This window comes from Lactiplantibacillus daowaiensis (assembly GCF_005405085.1).
Taxonomy (GTDB): domain Bacteria; phylum Bacillota; class Bacilli; order Lactobacillales; family Lactobacillaceae; genus Lactiplantibacillus; species Lactiplantibacillus daowaiensis.
Window position 1 is genome coordinate 32,155 of the sequence record NZ_BJDJ01000011.1, and the last position, 18,084, is coordinate 50,238.

At 43.9% G+C, this 18,084-nt stretch carries 20 protein-coding genes; 9 read left to right on the forward strand and 11 right to left on the reverse strand.

The annotated features are described in order from the left end of the window. Positions 1–37: 37 nt before the first annotated feature. Complete coding sequence (locus FFM75_RS08025) at positions 38–982, forward strand: helix-turn-helix transcriptional regulator (RefSeq protein WP_137628657.1); 945 nt, start codon at positions 38–40, stop codon at positions 980–982. Positions 983–1,027: 45 nt separating this feature from the next. Here the strand turns inward: FFM75_RS08025 and FFM75_RS08030 are convergent, their stop codons facing one another. Beyond that, positions 1,028–2,263 (reverse strand): hypothetical protein, encoded by a 1,236-nt coding sequence (locus FFM75_RS08030; RefSeq protein WP_137628658.1) that lies wholly within the window; start codon positions 2,261–2,263, stop codon positions 1,028–1,030. Between the two features lie 166 nt (positions 2,264–2,429). On the opposite strand from FFM75_RS08030, the gene FFM75_RS08035 reads away from it, so the two are divergent. After that, the gene (locus FFM75_RS08035) at positions 2,430–2,987 is read left to right on the forward strand and encodes a TetR/AcrR family transcriptional regulator (protein WP_137628659.1); all 558 of its coding nucleotides are present in this window, start codon (positions 2,430–2,432) and stop codon (positions 2,985–2,987) included. Here FFM75_RS08035 and FFM75_RS08040 read toward each other — a convergent pair. The 4 genes from FFM75_RS08040 to FFM75_RS08055 form a co-directional block, all read right to left on the reverse strand. After that, on the reverse strand, positions 2,974–3,795 hold the full coding sequence (locus FFM75_RS08040) for an N-acyl homoserine lactonase family protein (RefSeq protein ID WP_137628660.1): 822 nt from the start codon (positions 3,793–3,795) through the stop codon (positions 2,974–2,976). The two genes, FFM75_RS08035 and FFM75_RS08040, sit on opposite strands and share 14 nt — an antisense overlap. Before the next feature lie 115 nt (positions 3,796–3,910). Further along, positions 3,911–4,291, reverse strand: coding sequence for a hypothetical protein (locus FFM75_RS08045; protein WP_137628661.1), 381 nt, complete (start codon positions 4,289–4,291; stop codon positions 3,911–3,913). Continuing rightward, on the reverse strand, positions 4,284–4,604 hold the full coding sequence (locus FFM75_RS08050) for an acetyl-CoA carboxylase (protein ID WP_137628662.1): 321 nt from the start codon (positions 4,602–4,604) through the stop codon (positions 4,284–4,286). Before FFM75_RS08050 ends, FFM75_RS08045 begins: the two co-directional genes overlap by 8 nt. Further along, positions 4,597–5,907, reverse strand: a complete 1,311-nt coding sequence (locus FFM75_RS08055; RefSeq protein ID WP_137628721.1) for a Y-family DNA polymerase — start codon at positions 5,905–5,907, stop codon at positions 4,597–4,599. The genes FFM75_RS08050 and FFM75_RS08055 overlap by 8 nt, the downstream gene beginning before the upstream one ends. Positions 5,908–6,286: 379 nt before the next feature. On the opposite strand from FFM75_RS08055, the gene FFM75_RS08060 reads away from it, so the two are divergent. The 6 genes from FFM75_RS08060 (at position 6,287) to FFM75_RS08085 (ending at position 12,760) form a co-directional block, all read left to right on the forward strand. Continuing rightward, positions 6,287–7,138: an EAL domain-containing protein gene (locus tag FFM75_RS08060; RefSeq protein WP_137628722.1), complete on the forward strand. Its 852-nt coding sequence runs from the start codon at positions 6,287–6,289 to the stop codon at positions 7,136–7,138. Next, positions 7,113–7,643, forward strand: coding sequence for a hypothetical protein (locus tag FFM75_RS08065; RefSeq protein WP_137628663.1), 531 nt, complete (start codon positions 7,113–7,115; stop codon positions 7,641–7,643). The genes FFM75_RS08060 and FFM75_RS08065 overlap by 26 nt, the downstream gene beginning before the upstream one ends. Positions 7,644–7,656: 13 nt before the next feature. Further along, complete coding sequence (locus FFM75_RS08070) at positions 7,657–8,985, forward strand: glycosyltransferase family 2 protein (protein ID WP_137628664.1); 1,329 nt, start codon at positions 7,657–7,659, stop codon at positions 8,983–8,985. A gap of 287 nt (positions 8,986–9,272) precedes the next feature. Next, entirely contained in the window at positions 9,273–10,622 is a 1,350-nt protein-coding gene (locus tag FFM75_RS08075) for a hypothetical protein (RefSeq protein ID WP_137628665.1), read from the forward strand. Positions 10,623–10,655: 33 nt separating this feature from the next. Further along, complete coding sequence (locus FFM75_RS08080) at positions 10,656–12,260, forward strand: L-lactate permease (RefSeq protein WP_137628666.1); 1,605 nt, start codon at positions 10,656–10,658, stop codon at positions 12,258–12,260. A 158-nt stretch (positions 12,261–12,418) separates the two neighbouring features. Continuing rightward, a complete protein-coding gene (locus FFM75_RS08085) occupies positions 12,419–12,760 on the forward strand; it encodes a hypothetical protein (RefSeq protein ID WP_137628667.1) in 342 nt (113 codons plus the stop codon). Positions 12,761–12,812: 52 nt separating this feature from the next. Here FFM75_RS08085 and FFM75_RS08090 read toward each other — a convergent pair whose 3' ends face one another. Beyond that, positions 12,813–14,165 (reverse strand): amino acid permease, encoded by a 1,353-nt coding sequence (locus tag FFM75_RS08090; protein ID WP_137628668.1) that lies wholly within the window; start codon positions 14,163–14,165, stop codon positions 12,813–12,815. A gap of 227 nt (positions 14,166–14,392) precedes the next feature. Between FFM75_RS08090 and FFM75_RS08095 the strand changes: the two genes are divergently transcribed. Next, on the forward strand, positions 14,393–15,247 hold the full coding sequence (locus tag FFM75_RS08095; RefSeq protein WP_137628669.1) for a DUF368 domain-containing protein: 855 nt from the start codon (positions 14,393–14,395) through the stop codon (positions 15,245–15,247). Position 15,248: 1 nt separating this feature from the next. On the opposite strand, the gene FFM75_RS08100 is transcribed toward FFM75_RS08095, so the two are convergent. The 5 genes from FFM75_RS08100 to FFM75_RS08120 all read right to left on the reverse strand — a co-directional run bounded on the left by FFM75_RS08100 (position 15,249) and on the right by FFM75_RS08120 (position 18,063). Beyond that, positions 15,249–15,989 (reverse strand): DUF1003 domain-containing protein, encoded by a 741-nt coding sequence (locus tag FFM75_RS08100; protein ID WP_137628670.1) that lies wholly within the window; start codon positions 15,987–15,989, stop codon positions 15,249–15,251. 132 nt (positions 15,990–16,121) lie between these two features. Continuing rightward, positions 16,122–16,430, reverse strand: a complete 309-nt coding sequence (locus FFM75_RS08105) for a DUF960 domain-containing protein (RefSeq protein WP_137628671.1) — start codon at positions 16,428–16,430, stop codon at positions 16,122–16,124. 28 nt (positions 16,431–16,458) lie between these two features. Further along, positions 16,459–16,791 carry a hypothetical protein gene (locus tag FFM75_RS08110; RefSeq protein ID WP_137628672.1) on the reverse strand — a complete coding sequence of 111 codons (333 nt, stop codon included), beginning with the start codon at positions 16,789–16,791 and terminating at the stop codon, positions 16,459–16,461. 142 nt (positions 16,792–16,933) lie between these two features. Then, positions 16,934–17,695 carry a DUF4931 domain-containing protein gene (locus FFM75_RS08115; protein WP_137628673.1) on the reverse strand — a complete coding sequence of 254 codons (762 nt, stop codon included), beginning with the start codon at positions 17,693–17,695 and terminating at the stop codon, positions 16,934–16,936. A gap of 74 nt (positions 17,696–17,769) precedes the next feature. After that, positions 17,770–18,063, reverse strand: coding sequence for an RNA-binding protein (locus FFM75_RS08120; protein ID WP_223876638.1), 294 nt, complete (start codon positions 18,061–18,063; stop codon positions 17,770–17,772). Positions 18,064–18,084 lie beyond the last annotated feature (21 nt).

The window sequence follows — 18,084 nt, forward strand, 5'->3', positions numbered from 1 at the left end:
GTAATCATGTCAAAAAATGAACTGATTAGGAGAAAAAATGACCAAAACGACTCGAATTAATACGGAAATGCGTTATATCAACAATCGGCAACAGTTTACCATCAGTGAACTAATGGCGGCATTCAAGATTTCTCGCAGTACGGCGGCCCGGGATTTAGCGGTTATCCAAGAATTAGGGATGCCGTTGATTTCAAGTGTCGGCCCCGATGGTGGGTTTACGGTGATGCGTAATCAATTATTGCCCGCCGTGCAGTTCAATACCGATGAGTTAAAAGCGTTATTCGTGAGTTTTATGGCCACGACCAATACGCAGTTACCTTTTCTAAAAAATCGCCAGACCCTTTCCGAAAAGTTGCTGGCGATTGCTTCGCAAACACAACAAGATGATTTAGTTGAGTTAAAACAACTCTTACGGTTTGAGAATACCAATCCGGCCAATGCAGATTTACTAGAATTGACCGATATCGCCAGCCCTTTGTTAAAGACAGTATTGAATGCGAGCTTAGTCAGTCGTCATTTGACGTTGACGTTAGTGGATGCCACCACGATTGATAGTTATGTCCAGTACTTATATCAACAAACCGGTCAGTGGTGGGTCGTGATTTGGGACTTAACTGCCCAACAGACGCATCGTCTCGCTTTAGCTCGGTTACAAACCGTTGCCTTAAATCCACAACCATTAGCAATCAAAACGATTCAACAACAGATTCAAGCGGCCCAACCAGCGCCTAATTTAAAATTACGGTTAGGCTTGACCGCGATTCAACAATTTAAACGCCAGCATCGGCCCAACCGGGGCTTACAGTACCTGGACCCCTTCGAGCAAACGGCTCAATATGAAGACTATGTTGATGTGACCGATGCAACTGCGGTGACACAAGCCGTCAACTGGCTGTTGTATTTAGGCCCAGCAGTCACCGCGTTGGCGTTACCGCAGCCGTTACGCCTAGAAATGCAACAACGATTACAACAATGGCAATAAAAAAACACCCACTAACACCGACGATGTCGGGTTGTGGATGTAACGTTATGGTAGTGGGTGTTGTGATTTAAATAACTCAGGTGAATATAAGGTGGTTAAATAACCATAGCCCTGCGCGTCAAAGGTTAAGTTTTCAAATTCTTTCGTGCTGTTAAACGTGACATTGTGCAGATCACTGGCCGTCAGCGTCTTTTGTCGTAATTTGTTGACGGGTAAGGACGTCATCCCACCATCGCCTAATAAATAGAGGCGCTGATTATGAGCGTCGTAACTCAGACCTTGATTTTGATCGGTCATTTGATCCTTGATAATTAACTGTAATTTGAATTGAAGCGTCTTACCTTGATAGTTTCCCTCGTATAAGTAGTAGTCTTGCCCTTTGAAGATCCCGCAATAAGCGTGACCACTCGTGTCAAACGTGAGGACACTTGGCTGAGTCCCACTGGCTTGGTACGTGGTCGTGGTCGTTAACTTGGTCTGGTTGACGACTTGTAGTTTAGGCTGCATTGCGTGACTACTATAAATAAAGAGCCGTTTGTGTTTGGTATCATAGCCAAGGGCTTGACCATGCCCGGTTTCAATCGTGGGCCCTACGACGCTGACGGCCTGGACCTTTTTATAAAAGACTGCGGGCGCCTGTTGTTTAGTCAAGGTCGTTTGTTGCTTGGTCAGCTGTTTTTTAGTGGCTTTAGTTTTTGCCAGCTGTTTGGTCAAGCGTTGGCGGATCGCTTTAGTTCGCGCTTTTTTAACTTGCTTTGTTTGGCTGGCGAGCTTGGCAATTGTCGTTTTGAGCTGGCGTTTTAATTTAGCCAACCTTGTTTTACGGATTTGATAAGTGGCTTGGTGTTGTTGCCCACTAGTTGTTTTCGGATCAAAATAATGATAGGCCCGTGCCATCGCGCCACGGTCACTAGTGGTTAGTTTCAGTTTTTTAGCAGCGGTCAAGTTGATCTTTACTAGGTTACCGGTCGTATTATTATTGTAACTTTCGACCAGATACAAATAATGTCCGACCATGACCCCACCTTGATAAATATTACGGTGCGGGTCAGCTTTAGCGAAATAACTTGGTAAATAGAAATAAGTTTGATAACGCAGGCCTTGGTTAGTCGTTAATTGATGACTGACACCTTGATAAGATGCACTTTTATTAGTCCGGTCATAGCTTGTTGGGATGGTCTGCTTAGCCGCCGGGTTCGTGATCGTTGTTGCGGCCTGAGCAGTTAAGGCGATGCCACCAAAACTGAGTGTACTTATCATCAATAAAAACCAGCGTTGCATTGTGTTTATCCCCCTGTTAAGTCATGTCCAATCATACTAGTTTATAGTATAGCATGCTTTAACGTGGCATTGCGGTGCCAGACGCAGGATAAAACGATATCCGAACCAAATGATGGCCGTGTCGATTATAATAGGTGTAATGGACTAAAAAGTGAGGTTATGGTGTATGACTAAATTAGACCGGCGGGTACAAAAGACCCTGCAATTAATTGATACAACGTGTTATACGTTACTGGCGACCACCCCGTTTGATAAATTATCAGTGGCGGCTATTTGTACGCAAGCACAACTGGGCCGCTCGACGTTTTATCAATATTACCTAGATAAATACGATTGGTTAGAAAAGCAAGTCGCGTTGTACACTGACCAATTTAAAGCCGTGATGCAGCAGCGACAACAAGATTTTGAAACGGCGGCTTCGTTGACCACCCTAGTGACAGCGCTACTACCAGATCAAGCCCAGCTATTAGTATTATTCCAGATTCATACGCCAACTGCTGATTTAACGCAGCAGTATCGGCAAATCTTAGCGACCACTTTACCACACTACGTGACGCAACAAACAGCTGCATCGGTGCCGTTAGCTTATTTACAAGAACTTTATGCAACGAATGCGTTGACGTATATTCAATATACGTTGACGCACGGCCAAGATGCCCGGATCAGTGCCTTTATGAATCAGAGCTTTAACGCCGTTTTACAACAAATCGTTAAGCCAACGTAATCGTGTGTGGCCGAATTGCGGGGTCATGGTTGGTCAAAGTCTCGATCACTTGTGGTTCACTAGCTGCTTGTTGGACCCAAGCAATCGATTGTAAGGCTTGCGCCCGATTGATAACGATACCTGGTGTATAGAGATGATCGATTGACGTCTGGGCGTAACCCGTGTCACTGGCTAATAAGACTTGTTGACCACTAGCACCTTGAACTAGCGTTGCCGCTAATCCCCGACTGTGTCCAGGCACGTAAATGAATTGTAAGGACCCATCGCCGAATAAATCAAATGACTGATGAAACGGGCCTAATTTGCTGGCGGAAAAATCGTAGGTTTGTACATTGACGCCCTGCCACATTTTAGGGATATAGCGTAACTTATCGTGTTGGGCAGCTTGCCATTCGGGTTGGCTTACTAAAATGTGTTGGGCATCTTTGACAAGTGGTAACCCGCTAGCGTGATCACTATGCAAGTGACTGAGGACCAAGTAATCGATATCACTAGGTTGATAACCGAGCCGTGCGAGTTGTTCGCGTACCGACCAACCAGCTGGTAAGTAAGCTTTGTTGATCTGTGTCTGTAAGCCGAGTTCTTGCCATTGGCTTTGCCGCACCCGTTCGTGCCAACCGGTGTCAATTAAGACCAACCCGTTAGGATGCTCGATCAAATAACTAGAAACGGGCAACGTGATTTGATGAATGTGGGACCGGAACAGCCCGGTGAAGGCAAGCGGATTCCGTGATAAATCATGGAATGGTAATCCGGTATCGACTTTGACTAATCCGGTATGTAAAACATGAATTTTAATTGCTGACATTTTAATGACTTCCTTTACTGATTGAATGACCTCAGTATAGCGAGTCGGTAGCGTTAACTTAAGCACAATTCAAAACAGAACGTTAGTTATCTAACACATTGTCTTAAATTGTCCATTAACGTCCAAGCGTCACATGGCGAATACGGTTCAAGGCAATGAATTGGCGGCCATCCAACACGATATCAGTATCATAATAGCCGGTCACATGCCCAGTTAAATCAGGTAATAAGCGGTCATCTTGATCACGTTCATTTAGTTGCAAGCTGACGCGTTGATTCGTTAAGTACGCTTGTTGTAAGCAGGCCCCAATAACGGCTAACGTTTGCTGTGGCTTTTCAGGATACGTCTGTGCCGTTTGGACGTGTTGTTTCTTTAAGGCACTCGTATGATCAGATAAGTAGAATCCTTGCCATTTAACCATGCCGCGGTCATGATAAACATGATCAAAAAAGTCTTGTACTGTTTGTAGATCAAACGTGTCTTCGGGTCTACTCATAGCCATGCCGCTTTTTTTGAATCAGTTGTTGCCGCTCAGGCCAAACTTGGTCAGTGAAGCCGACGTAGTCAATGGTTAATTTAGTCAGGGTTTGTAGCTCTGAGACGACGGTTTCTAAATAGGCTAAGTCATAAGTGGTGATGGTATGCAGTGGGATCGATTTGAGCCGTTGCCATTTGCGCTGATAATTGAAGAAAAAGTTATAGGTCTGGCCATAGTGGTCATCGGCCACTTGTAGCCAGTAACGGGTCTGACTCACCCGCTTAAACCGTGGCTGTAGCCGGTCATTAATGACTTTGACATCTTTATTCATATGCATTACCTCCATTATGTCCCCCGACTAAACTTGCCCGTTGAATGGCAGTGCCACCGGATAACAAGCTACTCGTATAGACTAATTTGGTAAAACCAAACCGATCTCTGATTTGATCGACCGTGGTCGCCAATTTATCGTTACGAACTTGTTGTTCTAGTCCCGTAAATAAACTGAGTTGTTGCCCTTGTTTAGCTTGTAACTTCGATAAATAAACGGCTAAATTACGGACAGCTTGTCCGTCCCAGTTTCGTTCAAAGAGATATAACAATTGCTGGGTAATCGCTTGATCATTATCAGTTGGGTCTAAGCGCATCGCTTGATGACTGCCGTTTTGTTTAGTGGTTGTCTGCGTCGCAAACGACCAGCCTAATGATAGACTGATTTCACCAGCTAACTGATGATGGTGGCGTAAGCGTGCCGCGACTTGTTCCCCGATTTCTTTAATGACGGTTTCCAGCTCGGTCTTATCTTGATAGTCACGTGGCAAGACTTGTGAGTTACCTAAACTGGCTTCTTTGGGTAAGGTTTGTTGCGCTACTTGTGAGCGGTCGATGCCCCAAGCGACCGCAAATAACTGGGTCCCGATGAGCCCCAAGTGTTGTTTTAATAAGTAGGGGTTCGTGTGCGCCAGCTCATACATATTATGGATACCTAGGCGGTTTAAGCGCTTGGCTGTCCGGGTCCCAATGCCCCAAACGGCTGTTAAATCGGCAATCGACCAGATTTTTTCGGGGACCGTTTCATAATGAATCTCACCGATTAAATCGTCGGTGTGTTTCGCATATAAGTCTAAGGCAAGTTTGGCCTGGGCAGGATTATCACCAATGCCAACGGTTGTGTACAAGCCTAGTTCAGCGCGTACCGTATGTTGAATCCGCTGCGCAACTTGTCGTGGCGTGTCGCCGAATAAATGCCAAGAATGGGTTAAATCTAAAATCGATTCATCAATCGAGTATGGCAAGAGATCACAATCAGCCACAAAACGATTAAAAATCGCATTGATCTGTAAATTACGCTGGATATATAAGTTCATCCGTGGTGGTACGACTACTAATCGTGGATCATTTGGTAAATCACGTTGACGTGAGACATTGGCTTGCAAGTGATAAAGCCGTTTGGCCTCAGGTGACGTTGCCAGGACTAAACCGCCATTAGTATTATCAGCTTCAGACATGACTACGAGCGGTGCCTTCATCGGGTTAAAACCGCGGGCGAGACATTCGCAACTGGCATAAAATGATTTATTATCAATTAAAAAGTAAACGCCGTGCGGTTCACGACGATAATCGAGGGTTAACATCGGCGTCACCTGCCCTTCAATGAGATTGGTTTCATTATACACGAACATATGTTCTAAATGCAACTTAAAACCAGCTACTTATTAACAGCAAATATCATAATGAGACCGTTTCTCTGATAGAAAATGAATACAGGCAACACCTAAAATCATCGTGACCAGCCCAATAAGGCGTATGACGGTAACTCGATTGATCCCCGATGTAAGCAAGTAAAAAAGGCATTGTATAGTAATTGTATATACGTAATTACGATGCTAATTCAAGGTCGTTTTTGCCCAATATGAGGCCGTTTACTAATTGAAATCGTCATAACAAAAGCCTATACTTTAATTAATTTTTGACTATTAATATCGTAACTGCTGATGGTGAGGATTTGATATGATGGATTTAGCACGCTTAGAAAGCGCTTTATTATGGGCAACTTTAGTGATGGCACTCATCTTTTTGGTTACAATTATTGGCTATTACTGGTATTCGCGTAAAAGTACTAATAATTATCTAGAAAATGATGCCATTGAACTGCGTTATTTCATCCAAAAACAGGTCGATTATCACGGTCAAGTAACCGGTTATGAATGTTTATTGCGACAACATAATCCAGATGGCTCGTGGTCATTGCCAAAAGCGTTAGATTCGTTGCCGTTGCAGCGGGTTATTTTTTTATTGGATGATACCTTTAAGGCGTTACCAACCGAACCAATCACCCTATCGATTAATTTGGAATATGATCAAATTATCAATCCGGATTTTCGTTATTTTGTGCGGTGGGCGATTTCACGCATTGAACCGATGCATTTAGCGATTGAGTATACCCCACAGTTTCAGCCGGATCGGATTAATAAGCGCCTCTTTCGTCGCCGCATTCGTGAGGCTCGACGATATGGGATGACCTTTGGCATTGATAACGTGGGTTCAGATTTAGCTAATTTAAAAGACATTGAATGGATGTTGACTGATATTGATTCATTAAAGTGTTCAATGCGTAGTTTTCGCAAGGATGACCCTTCGATTTGGTTAGATCTGAATTTGCAGTTTTGGAATAAATTGTCGAAAGACAATCATATTGCGTTGATCTTAATGGGTGTCGAAGATGCGGCCGATGAAAAATTGGCGGAACAGTTACAGATTGGTATTCGCCAAGGTTACTTATTTGGCCGCCCAATCGATCCTGATGCACCGGTCATGGCGACTAGAAAGCGAGATACAAATGAAAACAACCAAGACGACGCCTGATGCTGAAACTGCTAAGGCACGGCAACAACTTTATACGGATGCGTATTTTGAGCATGGTCACTGGGGACTAAAAATTTGGCAAACCTTTGTCGGCCTGATCGGTTGGATTGCGGTGATTATTCCGATCATGACGACGGTACTCTCATTTTGGTCGCTTTACGATCGCCGCATTCCACGTGTTTGGGCCTATCATGAAGGTATTTTTGAAATTAAATTTATCGGCATTATTTTGTTGTTTGCCTTTGTCGCCACGTCGTTGTTTGCGGTGACCATGACAATCATTCAAAATCGCAAGCGTGACCGGCTGGTTGAGCAATGGCCAACCTACAACCCAATCAATCAAAAGAAAAGGCAACAGGCTTTAGCCCAATTTATGGATGACCGTTTTGGGGATGCTGATTTTCGCGAGCACACGCGGTATTATCAAGTGAAGCCAGCCCAAAATTTGGATACTGACCAAATTCAGCGCTTGTATGATGACCATGATATTAATGATTTAGATTAACGAGGATGCGCTGATGACGAATCTATTTATCGATCATATTTTAGCGGCAACATGGACGCAAACGTTGCTGAATATTTTTTTATTGATTCTTTGTTTATATCCAGTCGTCGGGTCCTTCTTTTGGTTTGCCGGGGCCCTGTCGTATCGCTTTTTGAAAACCAATAAACGTGATAATGACTGGCAAGTGATTCCACCGGATAAACAACCGATGATTACGATTATGATTCCAGCACATAATGAAGAAATCATGATTGAAGAAACGATTACTTACTTATTCACGGCTCTAAATTATGATAATTTTGAAGTGTTGGTCATGAACGATGGCTCGACTGATGAGACCGCCGCAATTATTAAACGTCTACAAGCGACCTATCCACGGCTACGGACGATTGATATTGTTGAAAATAAAGGTAAGGCGCATGCTTTTAATATTGGGATGTATTTTGCTAAGGGCGACTACATTCTAAGTAATGATGCTGATACGATTCCCGAAAAAGATGCGCTGATGAAATACATGAACTTTTTTATGCATGATCGTGATATGAATACTTCTGCAGTCACGGCGAATATGGACGTTCAAAATCGAACGAAGTTATTAGGTAAATCACAGACGGTGGAATTTTCAAGTATCGTTGGCGTGATAAAACGTAGTCAAACCTCGATCAATGATTCGATGTATGCTTACAGTGGTGCCAACACCCTATATAAGAAGTCATTTTTAATTGATGTTGGTGGGTTTCGCCAAAACCGGGCGACTGAAGATATCAGTATTGCTTGGGACCATCAAATGGTTGGTGCGGTGCCGCGCTTTGCCCCCAACATTGTCTTTCATATGAATGTGCCGGAAACGATTCATGAGTTATATAAGCAACGCAAACGGTGGGCACAAGGTGGAACGGAAGTCTGGTTGACCAATATTAAGAAGTTCCTTTGCCACCCGATTCAACGCCGGTATCAACTTTCGATGTTTGTTGATTCGACTTTGTCGATCATTTGGTCGTTTTTCTTCCTAATTACATCGGTGATGTTTTTAATCTTAATGGGCTATTTCTTGATAACCGGCAATTATGAACGCGTCTTTCACGGGCTGATGATTTCATTTGTCTTCGTGACGTTTGAAATGTTAGCTGGTTTTATGCAGCTGCTGGCTGCATTGCTGTTGGATCATCGTGGTGCCAAATTAAAGTATTGGTTTTTTGCACCACTATATATGTTGTTTTATTGGATGATCAATCCGATTACGGTCGTGATGACCTTTATTCCTGCTTTAAAAACCATCTTAGGTTTCGGTTCGGGCACTTGGCGTAGCCCTGAACGCAAATCACTGCAAAATAAAAAGTAACGGTCAAGCAATCGTTACTTTTTTTGTGCAATGATTTAAGTTGTTGATGTAACGCATTTTGCATATGGCAAAACTCCTTATTTATATGTAGTTTGTCATACAATCAAGTGAGGCCATTAAGGTGCTAATCATAAGGAAAACCTTAATTTTGCTATGACCAATTAATTTTGTGATGACTAGCCTATTTTCCCGTTATTTCGCGGTAAACTAGTCGTTTTACCAGCGTTTCGTTGGTGAAATTGCTATACTAATACTTAAGGAATCTGACAGAATGGTGTGTGACGCATTTGAATAAATTACGAAGTACCTTTTTAGACTTTTCGATTGCCACGTTGAATTTTTTGGCTAACATCGGCATTATGTTACCTTACGTGTTGATCTTGTTTAAATATAAAGAAACCCAGAGTGTCAATTACTTAGTGGCCATCGTTGTTTTTTACGTGGCGCGCGCGGCCAGTATCTTTTCGACCAAACGGCTGAATTTAAAATCTAGCACGTATTTGTTGATGTGTTTGTGGTTAGGGATGTTCGGTAGCGTGATCTATAGTGTGACTAGCAACTTATGGTGGCTCGTTGCGGGGGCCTTATGTCTCGGTTATACGTCTGCGAATATTTGGCCTTACTTCTTAACGATTAAATTACATTTAACAACTAGTACGGATTTTAAGTTAAAACGGTTATATTGGGTCATCTTCTTAGTTTTAGGGTCGCTATTTATCGTTGATTTTATGTTCGACTTACAGTATCGCTTGGCTTTTGTTTTACTAGCAATCTTGTTTGTCCTGGCGTTACCGGCAGGCCGCTTACTGGATCAATTCTCACTGGCTTTTTACAATCACCAGACTAAGCCTGAACGGACGCCAATCAAAGTTTGGCGCGTGTTGCTCTTTATTATCTTATTTGGGGCAATGGCTTTATTAACGCTATTACGAAAAGCCACCCTCAGCATCGCCCTACCATATGTCTTAGGGGTCATCGTGATTGCAATCGTCGTTTTGAACATTGAGCTAGCAGCTGATTGGAAAGCAATGCCGGCGAATAAACTACGAATCGTTAACCGGGGCTTTCTCATTAGTTTTGTGCTCCTGTTCAACAGTTTCTTTGCTTACTTTGTTTTAGGCAAAACGGGAATGTATTTAGCATTTGCATTTTATTTGATTGGTTTTGAAGGTGGTAGCCCACTATATCATCTAGTGGCCCATCACCAAGAGGCCTTGGCGAAACGTTACGCGCAAATTGGTTTAGTCGTCGGGCACGTCTTAGTGTTGACCACGATTCCAGTGCTTTATAGTCTGGGCTTGATTTTAATCGCCCTATACGTCGGTTATGAGAATCCGGCCATTAATACGAGCGTTTATACGGCCGATGAAAATGATCCTGACTTGGCGATTATTAATAAATATCGTTTCTCGACTTATGGCGGGTTGTTGTGTCAATTACTATTCTTTGGGTTATTAGTGACCGTAAGTGTCTTGAATCATTTGAACTTGATGGCCTTCTTTAACCCTTCGACGGCGACCCATGTCAGTGTTTACTTACACGGGATGGCTTGGCCGTTGACCGGGTTATCGTTCATCGTCTCAATGGTGACGATTTATAGTCAAAAACATCATATTTCTGCTTCTAAAGCGGCCTAGTGTCGTTATGGCAAATTAAAGGAGGTTGGGTGCATGATTTTAGTGGCTTTAGCTGCTATTATTTTACCGTTAGTTTTATTAGGTGGTCTGAATTTACCGGCGACCCGCGGGATGAGTATTAGTGCCGTTGTCGTGGTGATTTTAAGTTACTTTTTCTGGCACTTATCGCCCGCTGTGATCGGGGCTTCAGTGTTACAGTCGTTGCATAAGGCGTTACCAATTTTGTGGATTTTATTTGGCGCCCTATTAATGTTAAATAGTTTACGAGCGACTGGTGCAATTGATCGTATCAATCAAGGTTTTCAAGCTTTGTCAGCTGATATGCGGTTACAAGTGGTTTTAGTGGCTTTCCTATTTGGTGGTCTGATTGAAGGGGTCTCTGGCTTTGGGACACCGGCAATGGTGACGGCCCCGCTATTAATTGCGTTAGGATTCACCCCGATGGCGGCAGTCATTTTGGCACTAGTTGCGGATTCAACGCCAGCCGCGTTTGGCGCCGTTGGGACCCCGTTAACGGTTGGGTTAAGTAACGTCACGGAAAAAACGGATTTACTTAATTTGATTGGCCAACGGGTCACCCAGCTCGACTTGTTTGTTGGCGCCCTAATGCCGGCCTTATTGATCTTTATTTTGATTTGGAGCTTTGGCCCCAAAACGCGCCGTTGGCAACAGTGGTTGGCAGTTTTACCGTGGGCCCTGCTGATTGGGTTTGTGTATAGTATTACGGCATTATTAACAGCGGCGTTGATCAGTTATGAATTTGTCTCGATTATTGCCCCTTTCATTACACTGATCGTGGCGATCGTGAGTTTACGTTATCACTGGTTGTTACCTAAATCAGTCCAAGCACAGCCGTGGCAGACCGAATCAGTGGCGGCGGCAACGCCTAAGGACCCGACGGCTACGACGCCCAAAATGTCCTTATTAACGGCCTGGGCACCATATTTGATTGTGGTGGTCTTGTTATTAGCCACCCGAGTGTGGCAGCCATTAAAGACCTGGCTAACGACCTATGTGAACTTATCATGGACCCAAATTATGGGTTTTAAAACGATCAGTTCAGATTGGGAATTCTTATACTCCCCCGGCACCCTTTTGACCGTTGCCGATTTAATTGGCCTCTTGATTCAAGCACGGTCATTAAAGCCGGCCTGGCCAACAGCTAAAAAAGTGGTTGGTTCCATGGGTAATACCGCGATTGCGTTAGTTGTAACGTTGATTTTAGTGCAAGTCTTTACCAACTCTGGTTTAAATAGTGGTAACTTACCAAGCATGCCGATGTACATTGCCAAATTTGTGGCGAAATACTTGGCGGGAATTTGGATTATCATTGCCCCATTCTTAGGTGAATTAGGGTCGTTTGTGACTGGCAGCACGACTGTTTCAACCTTAACCTTTGGCCAGATCCAAGCCGATATTGCGGCGAACGCGCATTTGAGTGAATCGGTCGTCTTGGCAGCCCAATTGATTGGGGCGGCGGCTGGGAATATGATTTGTGTGCATAATATCGTTGCAGTAAGTTCAGTCGTCGGCCTGGATGGTCAGGAAGGCACGATCTTGCGCCAGACGATTTTACCTGCTTTAGCCTATGCCGCTTTGATTGGTGTGGCTGGTTTGGTACTCGCTAATTTAATCTAATTAAGTTGTAAAGGCAGTCACTACCCCGAAGCTAGCGGTAGCGACTGCCTTTTTTGTTAATTGGTGAATAGCCGAAACTAAGACCTGCAAAAAGCCCGTGAATCAGCTAAAATAGAAATAGCGTTAAGTCGAAACAATCAAGGATGGAAGGTGTCTCGATGCAAGTCTTTTTAGTCCCCGATATTCGTTTAGCTGACCGGGTCGTTGGACCGACTGCTGATCAGGAAGCGAATCAAGCGTTATTTCGTCGCTATGCTAGTCGCTTGCAAGCACAACTAGGCATTGGGTTTCAAGTCTATGTTGACCAAAGCGAAGGCTATGACTTATTGAATGCGACTGAATACGATACGGATACATGTTGGGTCTTAGCCGATGCGGCTTATCAAGCGTTAACAACGGCGATACTGGCCCATCATCGAATTATTGCTTTACCGGATCAAGCGGTCGTTTTAAAAGACACGCAACCGGTTTTAGCCCAGTTAAAACCACCGGTCAATTAAAAAGCGTCTACCAAGTATATTTACTTGGCAGGCGCTTTTTAACTTAGTGCGATTAGTTAGTGGTCTCTTGATGACGACGCATCCCGCGTTCAATAAACAGTAACGCCATAAACCAAACCACTGACCCGATGACCGCCCAACGATTGACAGCGTCAAAACATAGGACAACGGTAACGGCAATAAAGAAGACCAAGGTGGCGATATTTGAAACTGGGAATAACGGTAACTTGAATGGGTTATTCCGGCTGTCAGTAGTCGTTTTATAGACGTAATGACAAACCAGTAATGAACACCAGACGATAATAAAGTTCGTTGTGGCGACATTAGAAATCAACGTGAAGATCGTACTTGGAATCACGTAATTCAACACCACGATAACGAGTAAAATCAATGATGAAAAGACTAACGATCGTGCGGGGACATTGTAGCGATTGACCTTCCCCATCCATTTAGGGGCATTTTGACCATGCGCCAACGTAAACAAAGTTCGACTCGTACTAAAGATGGCACTATTACAAGCTGACAAGGCCGCAGTCAAGACAACGAAGTTGATGATACTAGCGGCGGCTTTAATCCCAATGTCACTAAAGACTTGGACGAATGGTGATTGATTAGTCGCAATTTGGTCCCATGGGTAGATCGACATGATCACAAACAGCGCGCCAACGTAGAAGAATGAAATTCGAATCGGTAAGCTGTTAATGGCACGTGGCAATTCGGTTTCGGGGTTTTCAGCTTCACCAGCTGTGATGCCGACCATTTCAATCCCCGTAAAAGCAAAAATGACGAGTGAAAACGAGGTCAAAAACCCACCCATCCCCTTAGGGAAGAAGCCGCCGTGACTGAATAGATTAGTCATCGTCACCGTATGGCCACCGACATGCGCCGAAGAACCAATTAAAATGGCCCCAGTCACAATCAAAGCGATAATGGCCACGACTTTGATCATCGAGAACCAGTACTCTAGTTCACCAAAGGCACTGACGGATAACAGATTAAACACCAACAAAATCAAAATGATAATTAACGGTGTCACCCACTGTGGAATCCAAGGGAACCAGTAACGGATATAAATCCCGCTGGCCGTCAAATCGGCCATGGCTAAACTGATCCAGCAAAGCCAATAAGTCCATCCGATGGCGAATTCGAATTTTTTACCTAAATATAAATTAATAAATTCGAGGAACGAATGTAATTTTGTATTTGATAATAACAATTCTCCGAGTGCCCGCATCATGAGGTAACAAAAAAAGCCCCCAATGGCATAGGCTAATAAAATTGATGGTCCGGCTTGTTTAATGGCCGAACCAGAACCGAGAAATAAGCCCGTACCAATTGCCCCACCTAACGCAATCATTTGCACGTGGCGGCGTTTTAGCTTTCGAGCGAGCTGTTGATTTTCCATATAGCCTCAACTTTCCTTTTACTAATCATTTTCATAAATTTACATGTATTTTCATATTAGTCCATTTTATGCTAAAACACTGACTGGAGCAAATAAATTCACTGAATTTATTTAAATGGGTCAACGAATCCGTGATAAACTTAAGAAAAATTTTGATTGCAGTGCGGGAAAGAGTTTGCTATCTTTAGGCTAGTTTGACCGTTAGCCACAAAAAAGGAGTTTATTTTATGACTAAGCAAAACGATCATTGGTTCAATCGCTTTATTAAAGGCGTCATCATTGCCCTCGGCTTTATTTTACCGGGTGTTTCTGGTGGTGTCTTGGCGGCAATTCTTGGGATCTACGAACGGTTATTGGGCTTTATGGCCCATTTCCGGCAACGTTTTAAACAAGATTTTTGGTACTTTGTCCCAGTTGGCATTGGTGGCATCGTTGGGATCGCACTACTGTCAGCCCCGTTGGAATATTTATTAGCACATGCGCAAGTTATCGTGCTCTGGGGGTTTGCCGGTGCGATTATCGGTACTTTGCCATCATTGATGCAAACGGCGAATGCCCGTGGGCCGCGTGATGGTATCGATTATCTATGGTTTTTCGGGACGCTACTGATTAGTAGTGGCTTGTTATACTTTATGAGTGACCTATTTGGCACCTTGCCAGCTAATTTTGGTGGCTTTGTCATTGCTGGGGTCCTAATTGCCTTAGGTGTCTTAGTGCCCGGGTTGAGTCCATCAAACTTGCTGTTAATTTTGGGCTTGTTTACACCGATGCTAACTGGTTTTAAGCGGCTGGATATCTTAGGCGTCTATTTACCAATTGCCATTGGTGGTGTTTTAGCGATGGCCTTGTTTTCCAAGGTGATGGATCATTTATTGCAACACTTCCATTCACGGGTTTATCATTTTATTTTAGGGATCGTAGTCGCGAGCACGATCTTGATCCTCGTACCTAACTCACATGCAGCTGAAAGTATCTCTTATGCCGGTGTGACGCCATTAACTTGGCTCTGGAGCGCGTTAGCTTGTTTGGCCGGGATTGCCCTTGGATATTGGATGAGTCGCTTAGAAGCCAAGTATAAGTAACTCAATGTGGTGGCCGGGTTGCTTGCAGTCGTCGCAGTTCATTGACTTGGGCTTGAATCTCACCCAACATTTGGGTCTGCATTTTTTGAATCGCTAACATATTAGGTTCGTCTTGTTGAATCAAATGGTCGACCTTGGTATGAAGCACCCGAATCTCTTCTTCAGATTTTGAATTGACGCGAAAATCATTGACCGCTTGCAGCCGATCATATTCAGCGGCCCGATTTTGGCTCATCATGATGAGCGGTGCTTGAATCGCCGCGACCATACTTAAGAATAAATTCAGTAAAATAAATGGATATGGGTCAAAGTGCATCCCAAATAAGTGTAAAATGTTAATCAGCATCCATAACAACATGATGCCGACAAATAAAATAATAAAGGTCCAACTACCGCCAAAACGGGCAACGGCATCGGCGATGCGTTGCCCCCAAGTTAAGGAATTTTCTAACTGACGGTTGACATCAACCACCTGATACGTATTTTTAGCTAAAATATGGGTCAATCGGTGGTTGATTTTTTTATTCTCTTCATAATCTTTAGCGATCATTTGGTCCATCTTGGCCATGCGATAAGCCACTAAATGTTCACTACAAATAAACGTTCGACCACTGGCGTGTGGAAAGTCGGCTTGAATCGCGGTTTGTAACTCTTGATCAAGTTCACTCAGTGTCATGCCGTCAACAATGTCATAATGTTGATGATCAACGACGCATGCGGCTAAGGTATGTCGTCTGCTCATAAAAATCGCCCCCATGAAGTCAGTATAGCGACTCGTTTGCAAAAATGCGCCGGTTTGCGCTGGCTTAAATGGGCAATTGAACAAACTAAAAGCGTTCAGCCCATCAACGGACTGAACGCTTTTAGTTGCGGCTTAAGCTTGTAATTCATCGACTAACATCATCGTTTGATTTTGACCATCATCTAAAACGGCGACCGTTTCCGGGAAACTGCGGTCGTAATCAGCTGGTAAGTCAAACTCAAAAATTGAGTCATTTTTGGCATCAAAGACAACCGTAACGGTCCCTTGTCGGTCAATTAAAGCAAATTGTAAGACTTGTGCTAATGGGACGACACCTTGCAAGTCGTCGTCAATAATGGCCCAAATACTGTCAATGACGGCACTCGGCAACTTGGCAACTAGCCCAAACGTTGCGTACCGGTCTGCATTTTGATCAAACATCGCAACCACCTCGCTTTAAAAAATCAGATTAATTATCACGGACGATTTCAGCGACTGCTTGTTCGATCCGCATAAATAAGCTTTGAGCATCTTGTCGAAAATCGGCTTCTAAACTAGCACTAACTGGTTTAATCGTGCCAACGACTAGTCCAGTTGTCCCGTATAAGTCGATGCCATCATGCGCGGTGTTCCATTTTACAGTCCAATAGCTGCCTTCTAAGGCTTCATCAGTATAGTATTGAACGCCCGCTAAGACGGCATCGTTAATGACGCTACTTTCATCGGCAGTCATGCCACTATCCAGTTCCCACTTTAACTTTTGATTAACTTCTAACATATCACCGGGAATTAAGTTTTGCACGGTGCATTCCTCCACTCTGATTCTTTTGTTAACTAATTATACTAGTTCTTAATGATTATCATAACATATTGACCGATAGCCACTAAATTTTTGCCCAAAAATCCCGTTAAACCAGCATGGCCTAACGGGATTATCAAGGTAATTAAAATTTCTGCCGGACTTCCGCGGCGATTTCACGCATCCGTTCAGGCGTGTCGACTTGCGACAAGCGATAACCGATGTAATATGGCGATACATTAAACAATGGATTCACTTTGCAAACAACTTGATCACCTAAAGGATAAAAGAACAAGTTGTAACTATCACAACGCCCCTGGAAGTAGTCGTTTAAGGTGTATTGCACGACTTTTTGGACCGCATCTGCAAGTTGATCGTGGTCTTCCCAAGTCGTCGTAATGTTAAATTCCACAAATCCCATCACAGGTTGGTCAGACGCGGTCACTTTAAGACTGCCGTTCGTGATGATTGGATAGCCGGATAAGTTAGCTGGGGTGATATTGGCATAGCCATCGATATCATCTAAGCCGACGATTTGCATGTGCGGATGCCGTAAACTCCCACCAGAGTGTGGGCCAAAGTTTTTGTATAGCAACGTCGAGGCAAAGCGGCCACTGGCGATCGTTGCTTGCCAATGCTTTAAGGCAAAAGCAAAAACAGCCCGGTTTTGCGCTTGACTGTAAGTGGCAATGTCACCATCATGATCGGCGGTTTCAATAATGATCGTTTGCCAAGTTGCTTGTAAAGTTGGAAATTTGTTCATCAACCAAATACGGTCGTCATCTTGGGCAAAGATATCAGTTAAAGTGCTTGGATCACAAAATGGGCAATTATTATGCGGGTGCCGGATGTTTTCTGGCTTACCTTTTGCGATATTCGTATCAAAGATTAATGGATGTGCTTGCACGCCATATTCCTCCTTAAAAACAGTAAGAAACGGTTTGTCAGGCTGACAAACCGTTTCTCTGACGGACTTAAGATTTAATTTGTTGGTGCCGGCGATGTGGACCCCGGACCAAATTTGGCATCGGCCATGGTGATCCAAACGACGAACTCAGTCGTGGCTAATTTCCAGAACCGGGGATCTGAAGCTCGCGGTGGTTCTTGGTCAAATAACGCCACGGCTAAAGCGTTGGCCGCATTAACGGCGGCTGCTTGGACACTATTACCAAAAGTCTGGGCGGCGGGGACATCTGGGAAACGCACGCCCCAGTATGTGCCTTCATCCCGAAAAATTGCCGGATATTTTACTTCGATGTTCCGATTCAATCCCACCACTCCGATTCTAAAGCTTTA

Excerpts from the sequence above, each read along its gene's own strand:
- FFM75_RS08030 (WP_137628658.1), bottom strand. The coding sequence starts at position 2,263 with ATGCAACGCTGGTTTTTATTGATGATAAGTACACTCAGTTTTGGTGGC.
- FFM75_RS08080 (WP_137628666.1), top strand. The coding sequence starts at position 10,656 with ATGATTTTAGTGGCTTTAGCTGCTATTATTTTACCGTTAGTTTTATTA.
- FFM75_RS08060 (WP_137628722.1), top strand. The coding sequence starts at position 6,287 with ATGGATTTAGCACGCTTAGAAAGCGCTTTATTATGGGCAACTTTAGTG.
- FFM75_RS08040 (WP_137628660.1), bottom strand. The coding sequence starts at position 3,795 with ATGTCAGCAATTAAAATTCATGTTTTACATACCGGATTAGTCAAAGTC.
- FFM75_RS08065 (WP_137628663.1), top strand. The coding sequence starts at position 7,113 with ATGAAAACAACCAAGACGACGCCTGATGCTGAAACTGCTAAGGCACGG.
- FFM75_RS08035 (WP_137628659.1), top strand. The coding sequence starts at position 2,430 with ATGACTAAATTAGACCGGCGGGTACAAAAGACCCTGCAATTAATTGAT.
- FFM75_RS08050 (WP_137628662.1), bottom strand. The coding sequence starts at position 4,604 with ATGAATAAAGATGTCAAAGTCATTAATGACCGGCTACAGCCACGGTTT.
- FFM75_RS08055 (WP_137628721.1), bottom strand. The coding sequence starts at position 5,907 with ATGTTAACCCTCGATTATCGTCGTGAACCGCACGGCGTTTACTTTTTA.
- FFM75_RS08090 (WP_137628668.1), bottom strand. The coding sequence starts at position 14,165 with ATGGAAAATCAACAGCTCGCTCGAAAGCTAAAACGCCGCCACGTGCAA.
- FFM75_RS08095 (WP_137628669.1), top strand. The coding sequence starts at position 14,393 with ATGACTAAGCAAAACGATCATTGGTTCAATCGCTTTATTAAAGGCGTC.
- FFM75_RS08085 (WP_137628667.1), top strand. The coding sequence starts at position 12,419 with ATGCAAGTCTTTTTAGTCCCCGATATTCGTTTAGCTGACCGGGTCGTT.
- FFM75_RS08105 (WP_137628671.1), bottom strand. The coding sequence starts at position 16,430 with ATGTTTGATCAAAATGCAGACCGGTACGCAACGTTTGGGCTAGTTGCC.
- FFM75_RS08100 (WP_137628670.1), bottom strand. The coding sequence starts at position 15,989 with ATGAGCAGACGACATACCTTAGCCGCATGCGTCGTTGATCATCAACAT.
- FFM75_RS08070 (WP_137628664.1), top strand. The coding sequence starts at position 7,657 with ATGACGAATCTATTTATCGATCATATTTTAGCGGCAACATGGACGCAA.
- FFM75_RS08045 (WP_137628661.1), bottom strand. The coding sequence starts at position 4,291 with ATGAGTAGACCCGAAGACACGTTTGATCTACAAACAGTACAAGACTTT.
- FFM75_RS08025 (WP_137628657.1), top strand. The coding sequence starts at position 38 with ATGACCAAAACGACTCGAATTAATACGGAAATGCGTTATATCAACAAT.